Source organism: Arenibaculum sp. (assembly GCF_035998295.1).
Classification (GTDB): Bacteria; Pseudomonadota; Alphaproteobacteria; order Azospirillales; family Azospirillaceae; genus DASYHS01.
Genome location: NZ_DASYHS010000032.1, coordinates 1 through 16,892, shown reverse-complemented (window position 1 = coordinate 16,892; position 16,892 = coordinate 1). Strand labels below are relative to the sequence as shown.

Genomic DNA, 16,892 nt, shown 5'->3' with positions numbered 1-16,892 from the left:
GGAGAAGGAATATTCCTGCATGTCTTTCCGACAAACATCCAGAGCTCCCTCTCGCGCAGGAGGGGCACTTTCCCCCATCGCCCCAGGGCTGCGCCGACCCCACCCCCACGCGACCCCCACAAACCCCCACAAACCCCCACGCCATCGCCAAGGGCCGAGGGGAACCGCTTGAACGGGATCAGGGCCGCTGGCGGATGGTGGTTCCGAGACGGACTTCGTTCCAGGAAGCTTTCTTGCGCCTGACGGCGTTTGCCCTATGGGAAGCGCAGCCGGGGTTTGCGTCCCCGGCCCGATCCGGGCCATGATTGCCGCCGCCTTTTCCGCCCGGCAATCCCGACAGACCCCGAGGAACGATGTCCGCGAACGCCAAGACCGACACGCCAACGCTGCGCTCCGCGGACGGAGCCGAGGCGGTCCCGCTCACCCTCGTCGCGAAACCCGCCCTGGACGCCTGGCGCGAGGCCCAGCCGCCCCGGCTGCGGGCCTGGGCGGAGCAGGCCGGCTTCAAGGCCGAGGCGGGCGGCATCTGCCTCGTCCCGGACGACGAGGGGCGGCTGGCGCGCGTGCTCGCCGGGCTTGGCGACGGCGAGGATCCCTGGGCCGCCGGCAGCCTGCCGGGCGCGCTGCCGCCGGGCTGCTATCGCCTCGACCCCGAACCGGAGCCCGCCGCCGCGACCCGCCACGCCCTCGCCTGGGCGCTCGGCAGCTACGCCTTCACGCGCTACCGGCGCAAGGAGAAGACCTTCGCGAGCCTGGTCTGGCCGCAAGGCGCCGACCGCGCGGCGGTGGAGCGCGCGGCCGGCGCCACGCATCTCGTGCGCGACCTGGTCAACACGCCCGCGGGCGACCTCGGCCCGGCGGAGCTGGCCGAGGCGGCGCTCGACCTCGCCCGGGAGTTCGGGGCCGAGGCCACGGTCGTGGTCGGCGACGACCTGCTGGCGGGCAACTGGCCGGCCGTCCACGCCGTCGGCCGCGCGAGCACGCGCGCGCCGCGGCTGGTCGACCTCGCCTGGGGCGAGGCGGGCGCGCCGCTCGTCGCGGTGATCGGCAAGGGCGTGTGCTTCGATACCGGCGGGCTCGACATCAAGCCCTCCTCGGCCATGCTGAACATGAAGAAGGACATGGGCGGGGCGGCGCACGCGCTCGGCCTCGCGCGCATGGTGATGGCGGCGAAGCTGCCGGTCCGGCTGCGGGTGCTGATCCCGGCGGTCGAGAACTCGATCTCCGGCGACGCCTTCCGGCCGATGGACGTGCTGCGGACGCGCAAGGGGCTGACCGTCGAAGTCGGGAACACCGACGCCGAGGGGCGGCTGATCCTGTGCGACGCGCTCCACGAGGCGGCGCAGGACCGGCCGGACCTGATGATCGACTTCGCGACCCTGACCGGCGCGGCGCGCGTGGCGCTCGGCCCGGACCTGCCGGCGCTGTTCTGCAACGACGACGCGCTCGCGGCCGACCTGCTCGCCGCCGGCGCGGAGGTCGCCGACCCGTTGTGGCGGCTGCCGCTGCATCGCGGGTACCGCCGGATGCTGGACAGCAAGGTCGCCGACATCAACAACACCGGCAGCGGCGGTCATGCCGGCGCGATCACCGCCGCGCTGTTCCTCCAGGCCTTCGTCCCGGACGGGGTCCGGTGGGCCCATCTCGACACTTTCGCCTGGAACCAGTCCTCGCGCCCGGCGCGGCCGGAAGGCGGCGAGGCGCTCGGCATGCGCGCCGCGTTCCGGCTGCTGGAACAATACTATGGAAAATAACGCTAAATTCTTGCCCCGAAAGGGGTACTCCGGCACACTCTCGCTGGCGCCGCGGACTCTAGGGACGATGCCGGCGCGGCTGCGGGGGTGCGGGCATGGCGCAGAAACTGGAAGCGCTGGATCTGTGGCGGACGGTCCTCGTGACCAGCGTCCGGCGGGCGGGGCCGGATCTTTCGTCGCGCCAGCTCGCCTTGCTGCTGACGGTCTACCTGACGCCGTCGCCGCACACCGTGCGCGGTCTGGCCGCGACCCTGAACGTCTCCAAGCCCGCGATCAGCCGCGCCCTCGACCGGCTGGGGCGTCTCGGCTTCCTGCGGCGCAAGCGCGACGAGGCCGACAGGCGCAACGTCCTGGTCCAGCGCACGGTCAAGGGCTCTGTGTTCCTGACGGAATTCGCCCAGCTCGTGATGGACGCACGGAACGGGCTGCGCCCGTCCGACCTGCCGGTCGCCCCGGTGCCGATGGTGGAAGGAGTGCCGGGCGATGAACGCGCCTCCGGACCCGCGGGTCACGCCGTACCGGCCTGACCTCGCCGCCGCCTCCCTGCGGGGCGTCGTCGAGGCCGGCCGCTTCGTCGAGGGCGCGCCCCGGCAGGCCCGCCTCGGCCGCGCGCCCATCGTGGGCGAACCCGATCCGGCGGCGCGGCGCGTCTCGGAACTTCTGTTCGGCGAGGTATTCACGGTCTACGACGAGCGGCCCGGCTGGGCCTGGGGGCAATGCGCCGCCGACGGCTATGTCGGCTGGGTGCCGGCGCAGGCGCTGTCGGACCGGGTCCACGCGCCGACGCACCGCCTGAAGGCCTTGCGCAGCTTCGTCTTTCCCGAGCCCGACCTCAAGACCCCGCCGCTCGACACGCTCAGCCTCGGCACCCCGCTCGCCGTCGCCGGGGAGCGGAGCGGCTGGTGCGGCCTGGCCGGCGGCGGCTGGGTGTTCGCCCGGCACGTCGAGCCCGTCGGCGCCGACCCCCACGACCCCGTGGAGACCGCGCTGGCCTTTCTCGGCACGCCCTATCTGTGGGGCGGGCGGAGCAGCATCGGCATAGACTGTTCCGGGCTGGTGCAGGCGGCGTTCGCCATGGCGAACCTCCAGGTGCCGCGGGACAGCGACATGCAGCGCGCCGCCATCGGCACCCTCGCGTCGCCGGACGGGCGGGACTTCGCGTTCCGGCGCGGCGACGTCGTCGGCTTCCCGGGCCATGTCGGCCTGATGCTGGACGCGGAGCGCCTCGTCCACGCGACCGGGTTCCACCTCGCCGTCTGCATCGAGCCGGTCGCCGCCGTCGCCGAGCGCGCGGGCGGCATCCTGGCCGTGCGGCGGGTCTGAGACCGGGTGCCGCGGCCGGGACCTCACTCGATCGCGTCGGGATCGGCGGCGTCGACGACGCGCCGCGCCGTCTCGTAGCCGAAGCCTGCCCGGCCCAGTGCCGCGAGGTCGCGCTGGCGGTGCGCCTCCCGGTCCTCCCTGCGGAACGGGCCGAGCCGGCGGCGTCGCGCGAAGGCCGCCGCCGCCGCCAGGTCCATGTCGCCGGCGATGTCGGCGTCGACCGCCGCCACTGCCGCCGCCGCTTGGTCGCGGTCGATGCCCTTGGTCGCAAGCTTCTCGCGGATCGCCCGGGTCGACGCGCCGCGCCGGTGCAGGCTGGCGGCGCGCGCCTCGGCATAGGCGCGGTCGTCCAGCAGGCCGCTGCGCAGGTAGCGCTCGACCAGGGCGTCGACCCAGCGGGCACCTTCCTCCCGGTCGGTGCCGTGGGCGCGCGCCGAGCGCTCGACCTTGCCCATCAGCACGCGGCGCAGATTGGCGCTCGAGCTCGCGAAGCGTTGCAGATAGTGCAGGGCTGCGTTCTCCAGATAGTCGGGCGTGACGCGGCGGGGCGGCTTGCGCCCGCCGTGCCCTGCGTTTTCGCCGGATTTCGGATCGTTCATCGCCGCCCTCCCGTTCGTCGCCCGCCCGCTCCGGCTCCGGCCCCCGGGTTTGCACGGCCCGTTGCTTCGGGGTAACCTCCGCCACCCTTCAAGACGTCCGAGCCATGAACACCCATACCCCACCACTGCCCCGCGACGTCGGCCTCGTCAACTGGGTCGGCCTGTGGACGCTGTACCACAGGGAGGTCCGGCGCTTCCTCAAGGTCTACACCCAGACCATAGCCGCTCCGGTCGTCACGACGCTGCTGTTCTACGCGATCTTCGCGCTGGCGCTCGGCGGCGTCGTCCGGCGCGCCGGCAACGTCCCGTTCCTGGAGTTCCTCGCGCCCGGGCTCGTGATGATGTCCATGGCGCAGAACGCCTTCGCCAACACCTCCTCATCGATGGTGATCAGCAAGGTCCAGGGCAACATCGTCGACGTGCTGATGCCGCCGCTGTCGGGGATCGAGCTGGCGCTCGGCTTCGTGCTGGGCGGGGTGACGCGGGGCCTGGTGGTCGGGACCGCGACCACGCTGGCGATCCTGGCTTTCGTGCCGATCGGCATCCATTCGCCGTTCTTCGTCGTCTACCACGCGGTGATGGCCTCGATGATGCTGGCGCTGCTGGGCCTGATCGGCGGGATCTGGGCCGAGAAGTTCGACCACATCGCCGCCTTCACGAACTTCGTCGTCACGCCGCTCACCTTCCTGTCCGGTACCTTCTACACCGTGGACAGGCTGCCGGAGCCGTTCTGGTGGGTGGCGCACGCGAACCCGTTCTTCTACATGATCGACGGGTTCCGCTACGGCTTCATCGGGCAGAGCGACGGCACGCTGGCGGTCGGCGTCGCGGTGCTGGCCGGCACCAACCTGCTGCTGTGGGCGCTGCTGTTGCGCATGATCGCGACGGGATACAAGCTGAAGGCATGACGGTCCTCCCGCGCACGGTCGGCAGCGTCAACTGGATCGGCATGCGCACGCTGCTGCGGCGCGAGCTGCGGCGCTACGTCATCGACGCGTGGGAGACGATCGCGGCCCCGGCGTTCTCGGCGCTGATCTATTTCCTGGTCTTCGCCTTCGCGCTGGGCGACGCGCGCGGGACGTCCCAGGGCGACGCGGTGCTGGCCTTTCTGCTGCCCGGCCTGGTGATGCTGTCGATCCTGCTGCGCGCGGCCGAGACGACCAGCTTCTCGCTGCTGTTCGACAAGATCGAGGGGGTCATCTCCGACATCCTGGGCGCGCCGCTGAGCGCCGCCGAGCTCACGGCCTGCTACGCGCTCGCGGGAACCGCCGCCGGGGTGGTCACGGGCGGCGTCACCTATGCCGCGGCCCTGCTGATCTGGCCGGTAGCACCCGTCCATCCCTGGATGGTCGTGCTGTTCGGGGGGCTCGGCTCGCTGACGCTGTCGCTGTTCGGCATCCTGATCGGGCTGTGGGGCGAGAAGTGGGACCATCTCGCAGCCGCCTTCGCGTTCTTCCTGATGCCGCTGATCTTCCTGTCCGGCCTCTTCGCGCCGGTCGACCTGCTGCCGCCGCTGGTCGCCGGTCTCGTCCGGCTGAACCCGATCTTCCATGCCATCGACGGCTTCCGCTACGGCTTCCTCGGCACGGGCGACCAGCCGCCCCTGCGCTCGGCCGCCGTGCTCGTGGGCAGCTCGGCCGTGCTCTGGTTCGCCTGCAACCACCTGATCCGCACGGGCTACAAGCTCAGGCCCTGAACGGGCGGAACGCGCAGTTGACAGCCGCGCGCCCACTTTGGATAGTCTGGCTCTTTTTCCGCTCGGCGGCGAAGTCCGGCCGCCGAGGGGTTTCGCCCGCCGGGGGAGTTTCCGTGATACCTGCCGTCATGCCGACCTATGGCCGCGCCGACCTCGAGTTCGAGCGCGGGGAAGGATCCTATCTCTTCGACCGGCATGGCCGACGATACCTCGACTTCGCTGCCGGTGTGGCCGTCGTCAGTCTCGGGCACGCCCATCCGCACCTGGTCGAAGCCCTGACCGCCCAGGCGAGGAAACTCTGGCACACCTCCAACCTGTACCGCGTCCCGGGCCAGGAGGTACTGGCGCGCCGGCTGGTCGAGCTGACCTTCGCGGACACGGTGTTCTTCACGAACTCCGGCGTCGAGGCGTGGGAATGCGGGGTCAAGGTCGTCCGCAAGTACCAGAACGCGACCGGCAACCCCGAGCGGTGGCGCGTCATCACGGTCGAGAACGCCTTCCACGGCCGCACCATGAGCGCGATCTCGGCCGCCAAGCAGGAAAAGCTCGTGAAGGGCTTCGGTCCGCTGGTCGAGGGCTTCGACCAGGTCGCCTTCGGCAACCTGAACGAGCTGCGTGCCGCGATCACGCACGAGACCGCCGGCATCAGCCTCGAGCCGATCCTCGGCGAGGGCGGCGTCCGCCCGGCGGCGGTCGACTACCTGCGGGCATTGCGGGAGATCTGCGACGAGTTCGGCATCCTGCTGCTGCTCGACGAGATCCAGACCGGGGTCGGCCGGACCGGCAGGCTGTTCGCCCATGAATGGGCCGGCATCGCGCCGGACGTGATGTGCATCGCCAAGGGCATCGGCGGCGGCTTCCCGGTCGGCGCGTGCCTCGCGACCGAACGCGCGGCCGTCGGCATGACCCCGGGTACCCATGGCTCGACCTACGGCGGCAATCCCCTCGCGATGGCCGTCGCCAACGCGGTGCTGGACGTCGTCGCCGAGCCGGGTTTCCTGGCCCGCGTGCAGGAGACGGGCGACCTGCTCCGGCGCCGGCTGGAGGCCACCGTGCGCCGTCATCCCAAGGTCCTGGCGGATCTGCGCGGCGTGGGGCTGATGCTCGGGCTGAAGGTCGCGCCGGCCGTCGCCAACGGCAAGGTCATCGAGGCGCTGCGTGCCCAGGGGATGCTGACGGTCCCGGCTGGGGACAACGTGATCCGCCTGCTGCCGCCGCTCACCATCGGCGAGGCCGAGATCGAGGAGGCCGTGTCGACCATCGACCGGGTATGCGGCGAGCTGGGGGCGTCATGACCGCGCCCCGGCACTTCCTGGACCTGGACGAGTTCGACCTGCCGGTGCTCCGCGACATACTGGCCCGGGCCGGCGAGCTGAAGAAGGGCCGGCGGAGCGACCGTCCGCTGGTCGGCAAGACGCTGGCGCTGATCTTCGAGAAGCCGTCGACCCGGACGCGCGTCTCGTTCGAGGCCGGCATGCGCCAGCTCGGCGGCGAGGCTATCATGCTGTCGGCGAGCGAGATGCAGCTCGGGCGCGGCGAGAGCGTCGCCGATACCGCGCGGGTCCTGTCGCGCTACGTCGACGCGATCATGCTGCGCACGGACAACGACGAGAAGCTGCGCGAGCTCGCCCGGTACGCGAGCGTACCGGTCATCAACGGGCTCACCGACCGCTCCCATCCCTGCCAGCTCATGGCCGACGTGATGACCTTCGAGGAACATCGCGGGCCGATCGCGGGCAAGGTCGTCGCCTGGAGCGGCGACGGCAACAACATGGCCGTGAGCTGGATCCACGCGGCTGTGAAGTTCGATTTCGAGCTGCGGCTCGCCTGCCCGGAAGCCCTGGCGCCGCCGGCCGAACTGCTGGACTGGGCGCGCCGGCACGGCGGGCGCGTCCGCATGGCGTCGTCCCCGGACGATGCGGTCGCGGGTGCCGACTGCGTCGTCACGGATACCTGGGTGTCGATGAACCATGCCGACGACGGGCCGCGCCACAACCTGCTGGCCCCCTTTCGCGTCGACGAGCGGCTGATGAAACTGGCGGCCGGGGACGCCATATTCATGCACTGCTTGCCCGTCCACCGCGGGGAGGAAGTGACGGCCGGCGTCATCGACGGTCCCCAGTCGGTGGTCTGGGACGAGGCGGAGAACCGCCTGCACGCCCAGAAGGGCATCTTGTGCTGGTGCCTGGAGTCCTGAGTCTTGACTTATAACGAGCGTCCCCTGGACGACGACGTCATTCAAACCTTCCAGCTCGACACGTCGCATCTGCGCGGACGGTTCGTCCGACTGGGCGGCGTGCTCGACGAGATCTTGTCCCGACACGCCTATCCCGAGCCGGTCGCCGACCTGCTGGGCCAGACGATCACGCTCGCCGTGGCGCTGGCCGGGATGCTGAAATACGACGGCATCTTCACGCTGCAGGCGAAGGGCGACGGTCCCGTCGGCATGATCGTCGCCGACGTGACGAGTGCCGGCGACCTGCGCGGCTACGCGCATTTCGACGAGGACCGCGTCGCGGACCTCGCGCCCGGCGCGAACTCGATCCCGGCCCTGCTGGGGAAAGGCTATCTCGCCTTCACGGTCGACCAGGGCGAGAACACCGAGCGCTACCAGGGCATCGTCGAGCTGACGGGCGCGACGCTGACCGAGAGCGTCAACCACTATTTCCGCCAGTCCGAGCAGCTCGAGACCGGGATGACGGTCACCGTCGCCCGCCAGGGCAGCGAAGGCGAGGGGTGGCGCGGCGGCGCCCTGCTGCTCCAGCGCATGCCGGAGGAGGGCGGGACCCTCGTGCGTGCCAGCGACGACGAGGACGACTGGCGGCGCGCCATGGTACTGATGAGTTCGGCGACCCCCGCCGAGCTGACCGATCCGCGCCTGCCCGCCAACGACCTGCTCTTCCGCCTCTTCCACGAGGAAGGGGTGCGGGTCTGGCCGCCCGTGCCCGTGCGCGCCGGCTGCCGCTGCTCGCGCGAGCGTGTCAGCACGGTGCTGCGCTCGCTGCCCCGCTCCGAGATCGAGGAGCTGAAGGTGGACGGCCAGGTCCAGGTGACCTGCCAGTTCTGCAGCAACACCTACGGCTTCGACGACGGCGAGCTGGCTCGGGTCTACGAAGGCTGACGCCGGAGGCCCGATGGACGCCGCGGCCTTCGCCGGGCTGTTCCTGGCCGCCTTCCTGGCCGCGACCGTGCTCCCCGCGCAGAGCGAGCTGGCGCTCGCGGGGCTGGTCGCGGCGGGGGCGGCCGACCCCGTCCTCCTGGTCGCGGTCGCCAGCGTCGGAAACACCGCCGGTTCCTGCGTCAACTGGGCGCTCGGCCGTGGGCTGGAACGCCTGCGCCGCACGCGCCGGCTCCGCATTCCCGAGGCGCAGTACGCGCGCGCCGAGCGGTGGTACCGCCGCTTCGGGATCTGGTCCCTGCTGTTCGCCTGGGTCCCCGTGGTCGGCGACCCGCTGACGGTGGTCGCGGGCGCGTTGCGCACGCCGTTCCTGCCGTTCCTGTTTCTGGTCGGCATCGGCAAGACGGCACGCTATGCGGTGCTTGCCGGCTTCACGGACTGGTTTCTTGTGTATTCCTCGTAAATTTACAATCTTTTCTCGAGTCATCTAAGTATAATTTTCCCACGTACTTGTGTGTGGCAAGCACATTCTGGCGTATTCATGTAAATATAGCCGTCATATCTTTAATGTTTCTTGACCGCTAACGTCGGGTCGTTCACCATTTTTAGCGAGGCGAGGAAATAGATAGAAGGGAGGTCGGGCATGGGTGGTCGCGATGCGAACGAGATCTGCCGCAGTCGGCTGAACGCCCTGATCCCGGCGCCGGCGCCGATCCCGACCAGGCACGCGCAGGACGTCCCCGAGGAAGTGCTGGACTTCCACCGGATCAAGCATGCCCAGGTCCTGCTCAGGATCCGTTTCCTCCGCCTCGCCGATGCGGCGGCGCTGCCGGCGCTGATACGGGACAACCCGCGCGCGGCGAAGCTGTGGGCGCGCTACTGCGAGGAGGAAATGCTCCACGAGGCCTTCTTCCTGAAGGACCTGAACCGCATGGGCGTCGACACCGCGACGGTCTATGCGACGGAGCCGTTCCTGAGCGTCAAGCTGTCCATGGGCTACCTGGAATACGCGACGAAGCACGAGGGGCCGATGGCCCGCCTCGTCTTCGCCTATTTCAACGAAGCCTACTCCCGCCAGGCGGTCCGCCAGACCTGGGAGACGGTCCGCGGAACCCGGCTGGAACCGCTGTTCTCCGGATACCTCGCCCACGGCCAGTACGACGATTCGCACGACCACACCGACGACGTGTGGCAGGCGCTGTCGCTGATCCTCAAGACCGATGCCGACCGGGAGCGGGCGGTCTACCACGGCGGCGTATGGGTCCGCATGGCCGAGGCGTTCCAGGCCGAACTCCGCGAGACCGCGGCGGACGGTTCGGCTCGCTCGCTCCTGGGAACGGCCCCGCGGTCGCTGTTCGCCCCCGTCACGAGTTCCCAGGGCGAGTTGGAGGAACTGTCGCGCCAGGAAGCCGAAAGCCTCGGGGCGGCGGCCCTGGCCGGCTATCCCGCCTCCTGACCGGCCCGGCGTCCTCGGTCCTCGGGAGGGGGTGACGTGGGCTTCATCAACGCGATCGCCCTGGCCGGCAACGCCGATGCCGGCTACCGGATCCATTACGTCCGGGACGGCGAGGTCCGGTCGATGCCGCTGGTCGAGCTGGACCGTCGGGCGGCCTCGGTCGCGTGGCGCCTGCACGGCCTCGAGCTGCGGGCCGGCGACCGTATCGGGATCATGGCGGGGAACTGCATCGAATGGGTGATCGCCGACTTGGCGGTCCTGAAGCTCGGCGCGGTGACGGCGGGGTTCGAGGCCGGGCGGTTCGAGGTCGGCGCCGCGATTAGGCAGCATGGCCTGAAGCTGCTGTTCGCCGATGCGGAGGTGCTCGGGACCGATCCGCGGGCGATGGACCTGGCCGTCGTCGGCCGATGGGCCGTCGAGGGGCATGAACGGGCCGGCCCGCTGCATGGCGGCTACGCCCCGGACGACGTCTGTGCCATCAAGTTCACCTCCGGCAGCACGCGGCAGCCGAAGGGGCTGGAGGCGACGGTCGGCAGCGTGGACGACACCCTGGCCGCGGTGCAGGACATGTTCCGCCACGGCGACGGCGACACCCTTCTCGTCTTCCTGAGGCTGGCGCTGCTTCAGCAGCGCTACTGGATCTACTCCGCCCTGGTCCACGGCCACGACGTCGCCGTGACCGCAATGGACCATGTGCTGCCCATGGCCCGGGCGGTGTCCCCCACCGTCGTCATGGGCGTTCCCGGCTTCTACGACGAGGTGAAGGCGCTGATCGAGGCGGCCGGCGGCTGCGGTCCCTTGGACCTTGCCGGCCGCAAGCGCGCGATCCAGGACCTGCTCGGCGGCCGCATCCGCTATCTTTGGACCGGTTCGGCCCCGGCAAGCGCCGCGACGCTGGATTTCTACAACGGCTGTGGCGTGCCCCTCTACGAAGGCTACGGCCTCAACGAGACCTGCATCGTCGCGAAGAACGGCCCGGGGGCCCATCGCGTCGGCAGCGTCGGCAGGGTGCTGCCGAACAAGACCGTGCGCTTCGATGGCGACGGGGTCCTGATCGTCGCAAGCCGCCATCCCGTGAATACCCGCTACACCTGGTGCGCGCCGGGCGACAACGAGCGGATGTTCCTGCCGTCGGGCGAGGTCAGGACGCAAGACCTCGGCTATATGGACGAGGACGGGTTCCTCTACATCCTCGGCCGGGTCGACGACGTCATCACGCTCAGCAGCGGCCGCAACGTCCTGGTGCGCTTGATCGAGGAGCACCTGAAGCTTCATCCCGACGTCCACGAATGCATCCTCTACGGCACGGGCAGGCCGTTCCTGACGGCCCTGGTCTCGCTGTCGCCGGGCGTGGCGGACGGCTCGGGCGTCGAGGCTCATATCCGGGCCATGAACGAGACGCTGCCGCCCGAGCAGCAGGTGCGGGGGCTGGTGATCGCGGACGAGCGCTTCTCCATCGAGAACGACCTGCTGACCTCGCAGTTCAAGCCGAAGCGCAAGCAGATCCACGGGCGGTTCTCGCGCGAGATTGAGGCCGTATACGGGATGTGAGCGGAGGGCGGGCATGCGGGTCGAGGAGGGCACGGTGGAGGTCGGGGCGGAGAGGCTGGCCGCGACGGCGGTGTTCGCGGCGTCGGGTGCTCTGCCGGACATCGTTTCCTTCCACGGCCTCGGCGTGAGGACGACGCGCCGGCGCATCCGCTACCTGCTGGACCATCTGGCCGGTCACGGCCTGTCCTCGGTGTGCTTCGACTTCTCCGGCAACGGCGACAGCACGGGACGGATGGACCGCGCCACCCTGCGCATCCGGGCCGCCGAAGGCCGGGCGGTGGCCGAGCGCCTCGCCGGCGGGGCGCCGCGGGGCCTGATCGGCACCAGCATGGGGGCGCATGTCGCGGCCGTGCTGTCGCCGGTGCTGCGGCCGCGCAATCTGGTCCTGTTCTGCCCGGCCGCCTATCCCGAGGAGGCGACCGACCGGCCGTTCGACGAACGCCTCGCGAGGCCTGGACCCTACGCCGACTCGCCGGCTTTCCGGGCGCTGCGCGACTTCGAAGGGGACCTTCTCGTCGTCGCCGCGGGAATGGACGCGGTGATCCCCAGGGAGGTGCCCGAACTCTATGTCGAGAGCGCGCCGTCGGCGCGCAGCAGGAGGCTGGTGTGGCTCGACGACTGCGAGCACCTGGTCCATTCGTGGCTTGAGCGGCACGACGAGCGGAGGGCCGCCGTCCTGCGCGACGTCGCGGCCGAGCTGCTCGACGACTGACGTGGGCGGACCGTCAACCGGAGGGCGACGTCTTGGAAACCGAACGGAACATCCTCAAGAACCGGGACAAGGCCAGCATCGACAGGCTCGAGGCGGGTTTCAGGGCCGGTCCCCTCGGCGAGGCCATGCGGCGCGCCCCGCGGATCGAGCGCCGGCGCGGCCTGGACCCCGATACCTTCGAGCGGGAGTATCGGCGCACGGCGAAGCCGGTCGTGATCGAGGGCCTGATGGACGACTGGCCGGCCCTGAGGACGTGGAACTTCGACTACCTGGTTTCCCGGTGCGGCGACGCGCGGGTCATCGTCGACAGCTACAGCAGCCTCAAGGCGCGCGAGGTCAGCTTCCGCGACTTCGTCGGCATGCTCGGCGGCGACGGCGCTCCCGACGGCGGGCCGATCTACCTGCAGGAATGGTACTATCAGACCAACTGCCCTTTCCTCGCCGAGGACATGCCGGAACTGCCGATCGCGCAGTACGATTTCCGCCGCGATCTCTACGGCGAGCGGATCTCGACCAACCATCAGCTCTGGGTCGGCCAGAAGGGGGCCACGACCAGGGCGCATCAGGACTCCTACCTCATCGACGTCATGCACGCCCAGATCGTCGGCGAGAAGCACTGGTGCGTCATGAGCCCCGAGGCGTTCCTGCGCCGCGGCGCCGACGGCGAGCCGGACTTCGCAGGGCTGGCCGACGACCCGCGGACGCGGATCATGCAATGCGTCCTGAAGCCGGGCGACGTGATCTACCTTCCGGCGCTGTGGTGGCACCGGATCGAGCTTCTGAGCGATTCGGTCGGGCTCGGGAGGAAGTGCCTGGACGTCGCCAACCTCCAGGGGCACCTGCGCCAGCGCCTCGCCGAGCTGATGGCGCTGGCGCTGAACCACGATCATGTGAAGGAGGCGCATCCCGAGCTGTACAAGGTCGTCGTCCTGCGCAACCGTGCCTGGGCGAAGCTCCTCGACATCGACCTGACGAAGCTCAGGCCCTAGCCCCGGCATCCCATGACGCTCCCCTCCGACCGCACGGTCCAGCTCACCGGCGCCCTGATGGCCGTGGTGGCCGCGATCGCATTCTCCGGAAAGGCGATCTTCATCAAGCTCGCCTACCGGCACGGCGTGGACGCGATCACGCTGCTCGCCCTGCGCATGCTGTTCGCGGCCCCCCTGTTCCTGGCGCTGGCGCTGTGGGCGTCTTCGCGCGAGGGGGTGAAGGCGCTCAGCCGGAAACAATGGTTGGCGATCCTCGGCATCGGCCTGCTCGGCAACTACGCGTCGAGTTATTTCGACTTCCTCGGCCTGCAATACATCACGGCGGCGCTCGAACGCGTGCTGCTGTTCCTCTACCCGACCTTCGTCGCGCTCTACGTCGCCCTGGTCGAAGGGCAGCGCCTGTCGCGCCAGGCACTGTTCGCGCTGGCGGCGAGCTATGGGGGCATCGTGCTGGTGTTCCTGAACGACCTCGCGACCCAGCAGACCGACGTCGTGCTGGGGACGTTCTGGGTGCTGGTCTCGGCGCTGACCTACGCCGCCTACCTGATCTGCACCGGGCGGATGGTGCGCCACGTCGGAAGCCTGCGCTTCTCCTCGCTGGCGGCGCTGGCCGCCTGCCTCGGGATCGCGTCCCACTACCTCGCCGTCAACGATGCCGTGGCCCTGGCGGCGCAGCCGCTTGCCGTCTACGGCTGGGCGCTGACGCTGGCCGTGGCGTCGACCGTGCTGCCGATCGTACTGGTGACCGAGGGCATACGCCGGCTCGGCGCGAGCAGGGTCGCCACGATCGGCACCCTCGGCCCGGTCGCGACCATCCTCCTCGGTGACGCCTTCCTCGACGAGCCGGTCACCGCCCTCCAGCTCACGGGTGCGGCCCTCGTGACGGCCGGCGTGCTGGCGGTCAGCCTGAAGCGCGAGCCCGCGGCCCCCGTGCTCCCGCCGTCTTCCCCGCCGGTAGCGGCGCCGCTGCCGCCGCGGCCGTGACTGGGGTCCCCCGATGAGTCTTCCTGCTCCCATGAGGCCTCCGGAACCGGTGACGCTGCATGGGCGGTCCGTGCGGCTGGAGCCGATGACGGCCGGATGCGCGGACGGCCTCGCCGAGGTCGGCCTCGACCCCGAGCTCTGGCGCTGGATACCCACGCCGGTGACCAGCCTGGAGGAGATGCGCGCCTACGTCTCGCGGGCGCTGGACGAGCAGGGCCGGGGCGTCTCGCTGCCGTTCGTGATCGTCGACCAGGACAGCGGGCGGATCGTCGGCAGCACCCGCTACGGCAACGTCGATACCGCCAACCGCCGGCTGGAGATCGGCTGGACCTGGATCGCCCGGACCCATCAGCGGACGGCGGCCAACACCGAGGCCAAGCTGCTGCTCCTGTCCCACGCCTTCGAGGTGCTAGGCGCGCACCGCGTCGAGTTCAAGACGGACGCGCTCAACGAACGCTCGCGCAGGGCGATCCTGCGGCTCGGCGCGGTCGAGGAGGGGACGTTCCGCCGCCATGTCGTCACGGCCTCGGGACGGGTGCGCGACACCGTCTACTTCTCCATCCTCGACACCGAGTGGCCGGCGGTCCGGTCGCGGCTCGCGCGGCTGTGCGGAGGCGGGCGATGATCTTCGAGCTGCGGACCTACACGCTGGTCCCGGGCGGGTGCGAGGACTATCTGAGGCTCAACGCCGAGGTGGGCCGCGCGATCCGCGGCGACGACTACGGCAGGTTCGAGGGCGGCTGGACCACGCGCTTCGGCACCTCGGCCCGGTACGTCCATCTCTGGAGCTATCCCGATCTGAACGAGCGCGGCCGGCTGCGCCGGGCACTGTACGAGAACCGCGCCTGGGTCGAGGACTACGTGCCCCGGATCCGCCCGCTGCTGCTGGCGCAGGAGAACGCGATCCTGCTTCCGGCGATCCGGTTCGCGCCGCCGGCGCAGGCCGGCAACGTCTACGAGATCTGGCGGTGCCGGGCGCGGGTCGGCCAGTTGCGCGCCTGGCTCGCCTTGCAGGACGCCGCCCTGCCGGCGCGGGACCGGCACGGGCACACCGTCTGCTGCTGGCAGGTCGAGATCGGCCAGCTCAACGCCGCCGTGCTTCTGCGCGCCTTTCGCGACCTGGACGACCGGGCCGTCGCGCAGGCCCGCGAGCTCGCCGATCCCGAATGCCGCGGGCCGCTGGCGCGGGGGCTGCCGATGCTGGCGGACATGCGCTCCGACCTGCTGTTCCCGACCTCGGTCTCCCCGCTGGGGTGAGGGGCTCCGCAGGGCCTTCCCCGTGGACGGCCGGGCATGATAACCCTGACCGCATAACCCTGACCGCCCGGCCTTTCCCAACGGACATGGACATGCGCCTCTCGTCCCGCTTCGCCGCCCTTGCCGTCACCGTCGCCGCCGGCCTCGCGCTCGCCGCCTGCCAGACGCCGTCGCCGCCGCCGCTCCGCCTGCCGGAGCTGACCTTCGCGCATCTGGGGCCGATCACGCTCGACGTCGCCCAGGTCGTGGTGGAGGACCAGCGCCCGTCCGCGCTGGACGGGACGGCCGATGGGGCTGCCCGGGTCGAGATGCAGGCGCCGACGCCGCCGGAGACGGCGATCCGCCGATGGGTGGCAGACCGGCTGCAGCCCGCCGGCGGGTCCGGGACGCTGCGCGCGGTGATCAAGGAGGCGAGCATCACCGAGACGCCGCTGCCCCGGACGGGAGGGCTCCGCGGCACGTTCACCAACGACCAGGCGGTGCGCTTCGACGGCCGCATCGAGGTCGAGCTCGTCGCCGAGCGGCGCGACCGCGGCTACCAGGGGTTCACGGGGGCGACCGTCACCCGGTCGTCGACGCTCCCGGAGAACGCCTCGCTCTACGAGCGCGACCAGACGCTGCTGAAGCTGGTCGAGGGCATGATGAACGACCTCAACTACCGGCTCGAGACCGGCGCGCTGACCCATCTCTCGTCGGTGGTCGTGCGGCGCTGAGCGCCGCACGGGATGATTACGCAGCGCCGGGCGCCGGGCTACAGCGAGCTGGTCGGATTGCCGATCATCGACAGGAATTCGCGCCGCGTCTCCGGGTTCGAGCGGAAGGCGCCCAGCATCCGGCTCGTCACCATGTTGACGCCGGCCTTGTGAACGCCGCGGGTCGTCATGCACTGGTGCTCCGCCTCGATCACGACGGCGACGCCCTGGGGCTGGAGGACCTCGTCGATCGTGTTGGCGATCTGGGCGGTCATCTTCTCCTGGATCTGCAGCCGCTTCGCGTAGGCCTCGACGACGCGCGCGAGCTTGCTGATGCCGACGACGCGGTGGAGCGGCAGATAGGCGACGTGGGCGCGGCCGATGATCGGCACCATGTGGTGCTCGCAGTAGCTCTCGAACCGGATGTTCTTGAGCACGACCATCTCGTCGTAGCCCTCGACCTCCTCGAAGGTGCGCTGCAGGAACTCGACGGGGTCGACGCCGTAGCCGGCGAAGAACTCCTCGTAGGACCGCGCGACGCGGTCCGGCGTGCCCTTAAGCCCTTCCCGGTCGGGATCGTCTCCCGCCCACAGGATCAGCGTCCGGACCGCCTCCTCCGCCTCGGCGCGGGTGGGACGGCTCTCGTCGGAAACGGCGCGGCGCTGGTGGACCGGACCGCGAACGACGTTGTCTGCGGGCGTGGGCGTCGAAACAGTCACTGCGGAACCCTTTCGGTTTGAATACCGGCGCGTGTGCCGGTC

Annotated in this window: 19 protein-coding genes; 17 read left to right on the top strand and 2 right to left on the bottom strand. The window is 70.4% G+C overall.

The genetic code is table 11. The features are described 5' to 3' along the window. Nucleotides 1–353: 353 nt before the first annotated feature. From VGO20_RS03110 to VGO20_RS03100, 3 genes are all read left to right on the top strand, one after another. Entirely contained in the window at nt 354–1,754 is a 1,401-nt protein-coding gene (locus VGO20_RS03110; protein WP_327500824.1) for a leucyl aminopeptidase family protein, read from the top strand. Nucleotides 1,755–1,849: 95 nt separating this feature from the next. Next, on the top strand, nt 1,850–2,281 hold the full coding sequence (locus VGO20_RS03105) for a MarR family winged helix-turn-helix transcriptional regulator (RefSeq protein ID WP_327500823.1): 432 nt from the start codon (nt 1,850–1,852) through the stop codon (nt 2,279–2,281). Further along, nucleotides 2,238–3,077: a C40 family peptidase gene (locus tag VGO20_RS03100; RefSeq protein WP_327500822.1), complete on the top strand. Its 840-nt coding sequence runs from the start codon at nt 2,238–2,240 to the stop codon at nt 3,075–3,077. The genes VGO20_RS03105 and VGO20_RS03100 overlap by 44 nt, the downstream gene beginning before the upstream one ends. A gap of 23 nt (nt 3,078–3,100) precedes the next feature. Here VGO20_RS03100 and VGO20_RS03095 read toward each other — a convergent pair whose 3' ends face one another. Beyond that, nucleotides 3,101–3,676, bottom strand: a complete 576-nt coding sequence (locus VGO20_RS03095) for a regulatory protein RecX (protein WP_327500821.1) — start codon at nt 3,674–3,676, stop codon at nt 3,101–3,103. A gap of 104 nt (nt 3,677–3,780) precedes the next feature. Between VGO20_RS03095 and VGO20_RS03090 the strand changes: the two genes are divergently transcribed. From VGO20_RS03090 to VGO20_RS03025, 14 genes are all read left to right on the top strand, one after another. Next, on the top strand, nt 3,781–4,584 hold the full coding sequence (locus VGO20_RS03090) for an ABC transporter permease (protein WP_327500820.1): 804 nt from the start codon (nt 3,781–3,783) through the stop codon (nt 4,582–4,584). Further along, on the top strand, nt 4,581–5,372 hold the full coding sequence (locus VGO20_RS03085; protein ID WP_327500819.1) for an ABC transporter permease: 792 nt from the start codon (nt 4,581–4,583) through the stop codon (nt 5,370–5,372). The genes VGO20_RS03090 and VGO20_RS03085 overlap by 4 nt, the downstream gene beginning before the upstream one ends. Nucleotides 5,373–5,485: 113 nt before the next feature. Beyond that, a complete protein-coding gene (locus VGO20_RS03080) occupies nt 5,486–6,667 on the top strand; it encodes an aspartate aminotransferase family protein (protein WP_327500818.1) in 1,182 nt (393 codons plus the stop codon). After that, entirely contained in the window at nt 6,664–7,569 is a 906-nt protein-coding gene (gene argF / locus VGO20_RS03075; protein WP_327500817.1) for an ornithine carbamoyltransferase, read from the top strand. The genes VGO20_RS03080 and argF overlap by 4 nt, the downstream gene beginning before the upstream one ends. A gap of 3 nt (nt 7,570–7,572) precedes the next feature. Further along, complete coding sequence (gene hslO / locus VGO20_RS03070; RefSeq protein WP_327500816.1) at nt 7,573–8,493, top strand: Hsp33 family molecular chaperone HslO; 921 nt, start codon at nt 7,573–7,575, stop codon at nt 8,491–8,493. A 13-nt stretch (nt 8,494–8,506) separates the two neighbouring features. After that, nucleotides 8,507–8,953, top strand: coding sequence for a YqaA family protein (locus VGO20_RS03065; RefSeq protein ID WP_327500815.1), 447 nt, complete (start codon nt 8,507–8,509; stop codon nt 8,951–8,953). 180 nt (nt 8,954–9,133) lie between these two features. Continuing rightward, entirely contained in the window at nt 9,134–9,946 is an 813-nt protein-coding gene (locus tag VGO20_RS03060) for a hypothetical protein (RefSeq protein ID WP_327500814.1), read from the top strand. Nucleotides 9,947–9,982: 36 nt separating this feature from the next. After that, the gene (locus tag VGO20_RS03055; RefSeq protein ID WP_327500813.1) at nt 9,983–11,497 is read left to right on the top strand and encodes an AMP-binding protein; all 1,515 of its coding nucleotides are present in this window, start codon (nt 9,983–9,985) and stop codon (nt 11,495–11,497) included. A 13-nt stretch (nt 11,498–11,510) separates the two neighbouring features. Then, a complete protein-coding gene (locus tag VGO20_RS03050) occupies nt 11,511–12,209 on the top strand; it encodes an alpha/beta hydrolase (RefSeq protein WP_327500812.1) in 699 nt (232 codons plus the stop codon). A 32-nt stretch (nt 12,210–12,241) separates the two neighbouring features. Continuing rightward, on the top strand, nt 12,242–13,198 hold the full coding sequence (locus VGO20_RS03045) for a cupin-like domain-containing protein (protein WP_327500811.1): 957 nt from the start codon (nt 12,242–12,244) through the stop codon (nt 13,196–13,198). 12 nt (nt 13,199–13,210) lie between these two features. Then, nucleotides 13,211–14,182 carry a DMT family transporter gene (locus VGO20_RS03040; protein ID WP_327500810.1) on the top strand — a complete coding sequence of 324 codons (972 nt, stop codon included), beginning with the start codon at nt 13,211–13,213 and terminating at the stop codon, nt 14,180–14,182. Between the two features lie 31 nt (nt 14,183–14,213). Further along, nucleotides 14,214–14,807, top strand: coding sequence for a GNAT family N-acetyltransferase (locus VGO20_RS03035; protein WP_327500809.1), 594 nt, complete (start codon nt 14,214–14,216; stop codon nt 14,805–14,807). Then, on the top strand, nt 14,804–15,439 hold the full coding sequence (locus VGO20_RS03030; protein WP_327500808.1) for an NIPSNAP family protein: 636 nt from the start codon (nt 14,804–14,806) through the stop codon (nt 15,437–15,439). The genes VGO20_RS03035 and VGO20_RS03030 overlap by 4 nt, the downstream gene beginning before the upstream one ends. 92 nt (nt 15,440–15,531) lie before the next feature. Next, nucleotides 15,532–16,152, top strand: coding sequence for a hypothetical protein (locus VGO20_RS03025; protein WP_327500807.1), 621 nt, complete (start codon nt 15,532–15,534; stop codon nt 16,150–16,152). Between the two features lie 38 nt (nt 16,153–16,190). Here the strand turns inward: VGO20_RS03025 and folE are convergent, their stop codons facing one another. Continuing rightward, nucleotides 16,191–16,850 carry a GTP cyclohydrolase I FolE gene (gene folE / locus VGO20_RS03020; protein ID WP_327500806.1) on the bottom strand — a complete coding sequence of 220 codons (660 nt, stop codon included), beginning with the start codon at nt 16,848–16,850 and terminating at the stop codon, nt 16,191–16,193. Between the last annotated feature and the right edge of the window lie 42 nt (nt 16,851–16,892).

Bases quoted from the DNA above. Each gene is read 5' to 3' on its own strand.
- VGO20_RS03060 (WP_327500814.1), top strand. From the start codon at position 9,134: ATGGGTGGTCGCGATGCGAACGAGATCTGCCGCAGTCGGCTGAACGCC.
- VGO20_RS03035 (WP_327500809.1), top strand. From the start codon at position 14,214: ATGAGGCCTCCGGAACCGGTGACGCTGCATGGGCGGTCCGTGCGGCTG.
- VGO20_RS03095 (WP_327500821.1), bottom strand. From the start codon at position 3,676: ATGAACGATCCGAAATCCGGCGAAAACGCAGGGCACGGCGGGCGCAAG.
- VGO20_RS03105 (WP_327500823.1), top strand. From the start codon at position 1,850: ATGGCGCAGAAACTGGAAGCGCTGGATCTGTGGCGGACGGTCCTCGTG.
- VGO20_RS03085 (WP_327500819.1), top strand. From the start codon at position 4,581: ATGACGGTCCTCCCGCGCACGGTCGGCAGCGTCAACTGGATCGGCATG.
- VGO20_RS03065 (WP_327500815.1), top strand. From the start codon at position 8,507: ATGGACGCCGCGGCCTTCGCCGGGCTGTTCCTGGCCGCCTTCCTGGCC.
- VGO20_RS03110 (WP_327500824.1), top strand. From the start codon at position 354: ATGTCCGCGAACGCCAAGACCGACACGCCAACGCTGCGCTCCGCGGAC.
- argF (WP_327500817.1), top strand. From the start codon at position 6,664: ATGACCGCGCCCCGGCACTTCCTGGACCTGGACGAGTTCGACCTGCCG.
- VGO20_RS03100 (WP_327500822.1), top strand. From the start codon at position 2,238: ATGAACGCGCCTCCGGACCCGCGGGTCACGCCGTACCGGCCTGACCTC.
- VGO20_RS03040 (WP_327500810.1), top strand. From the start codon at position 13,211: ATGACGCTCCCCTCCGACCGCACGGTCCAGCTCACCGGCGCCCTGATG.
- VGO20_RS03025 (WP_327500807.1), top strand. From the start codon at position 15,532: ATGCGCCTCTCGTCCCGCTTCGCCGCCCTTGCCGTCACCGTCGCCGCC.
- VGO20_RS03050 (WP_327500812.1), top strand. From the start codon at position 11,511: ATGCGGGTCGAGGAGGGCACGGTGGAGGTCGGGGCGGAGAGGCTGGCC.
- VGO20_RS03090 (WP_327500820.1), top strand. From the start codon at position 3,781: ATGAACACCCATACCCCACCACTGCCCCGCGACGTCGGCCTCGTCAAC.
- VGO20_RS03030 (WP_327500808.1), top strand. From the start codon at position 14,804: ATGATCTTCGAGCTGCGGACCTACACGCTGGTCCCGGGCGGGTGCGAG.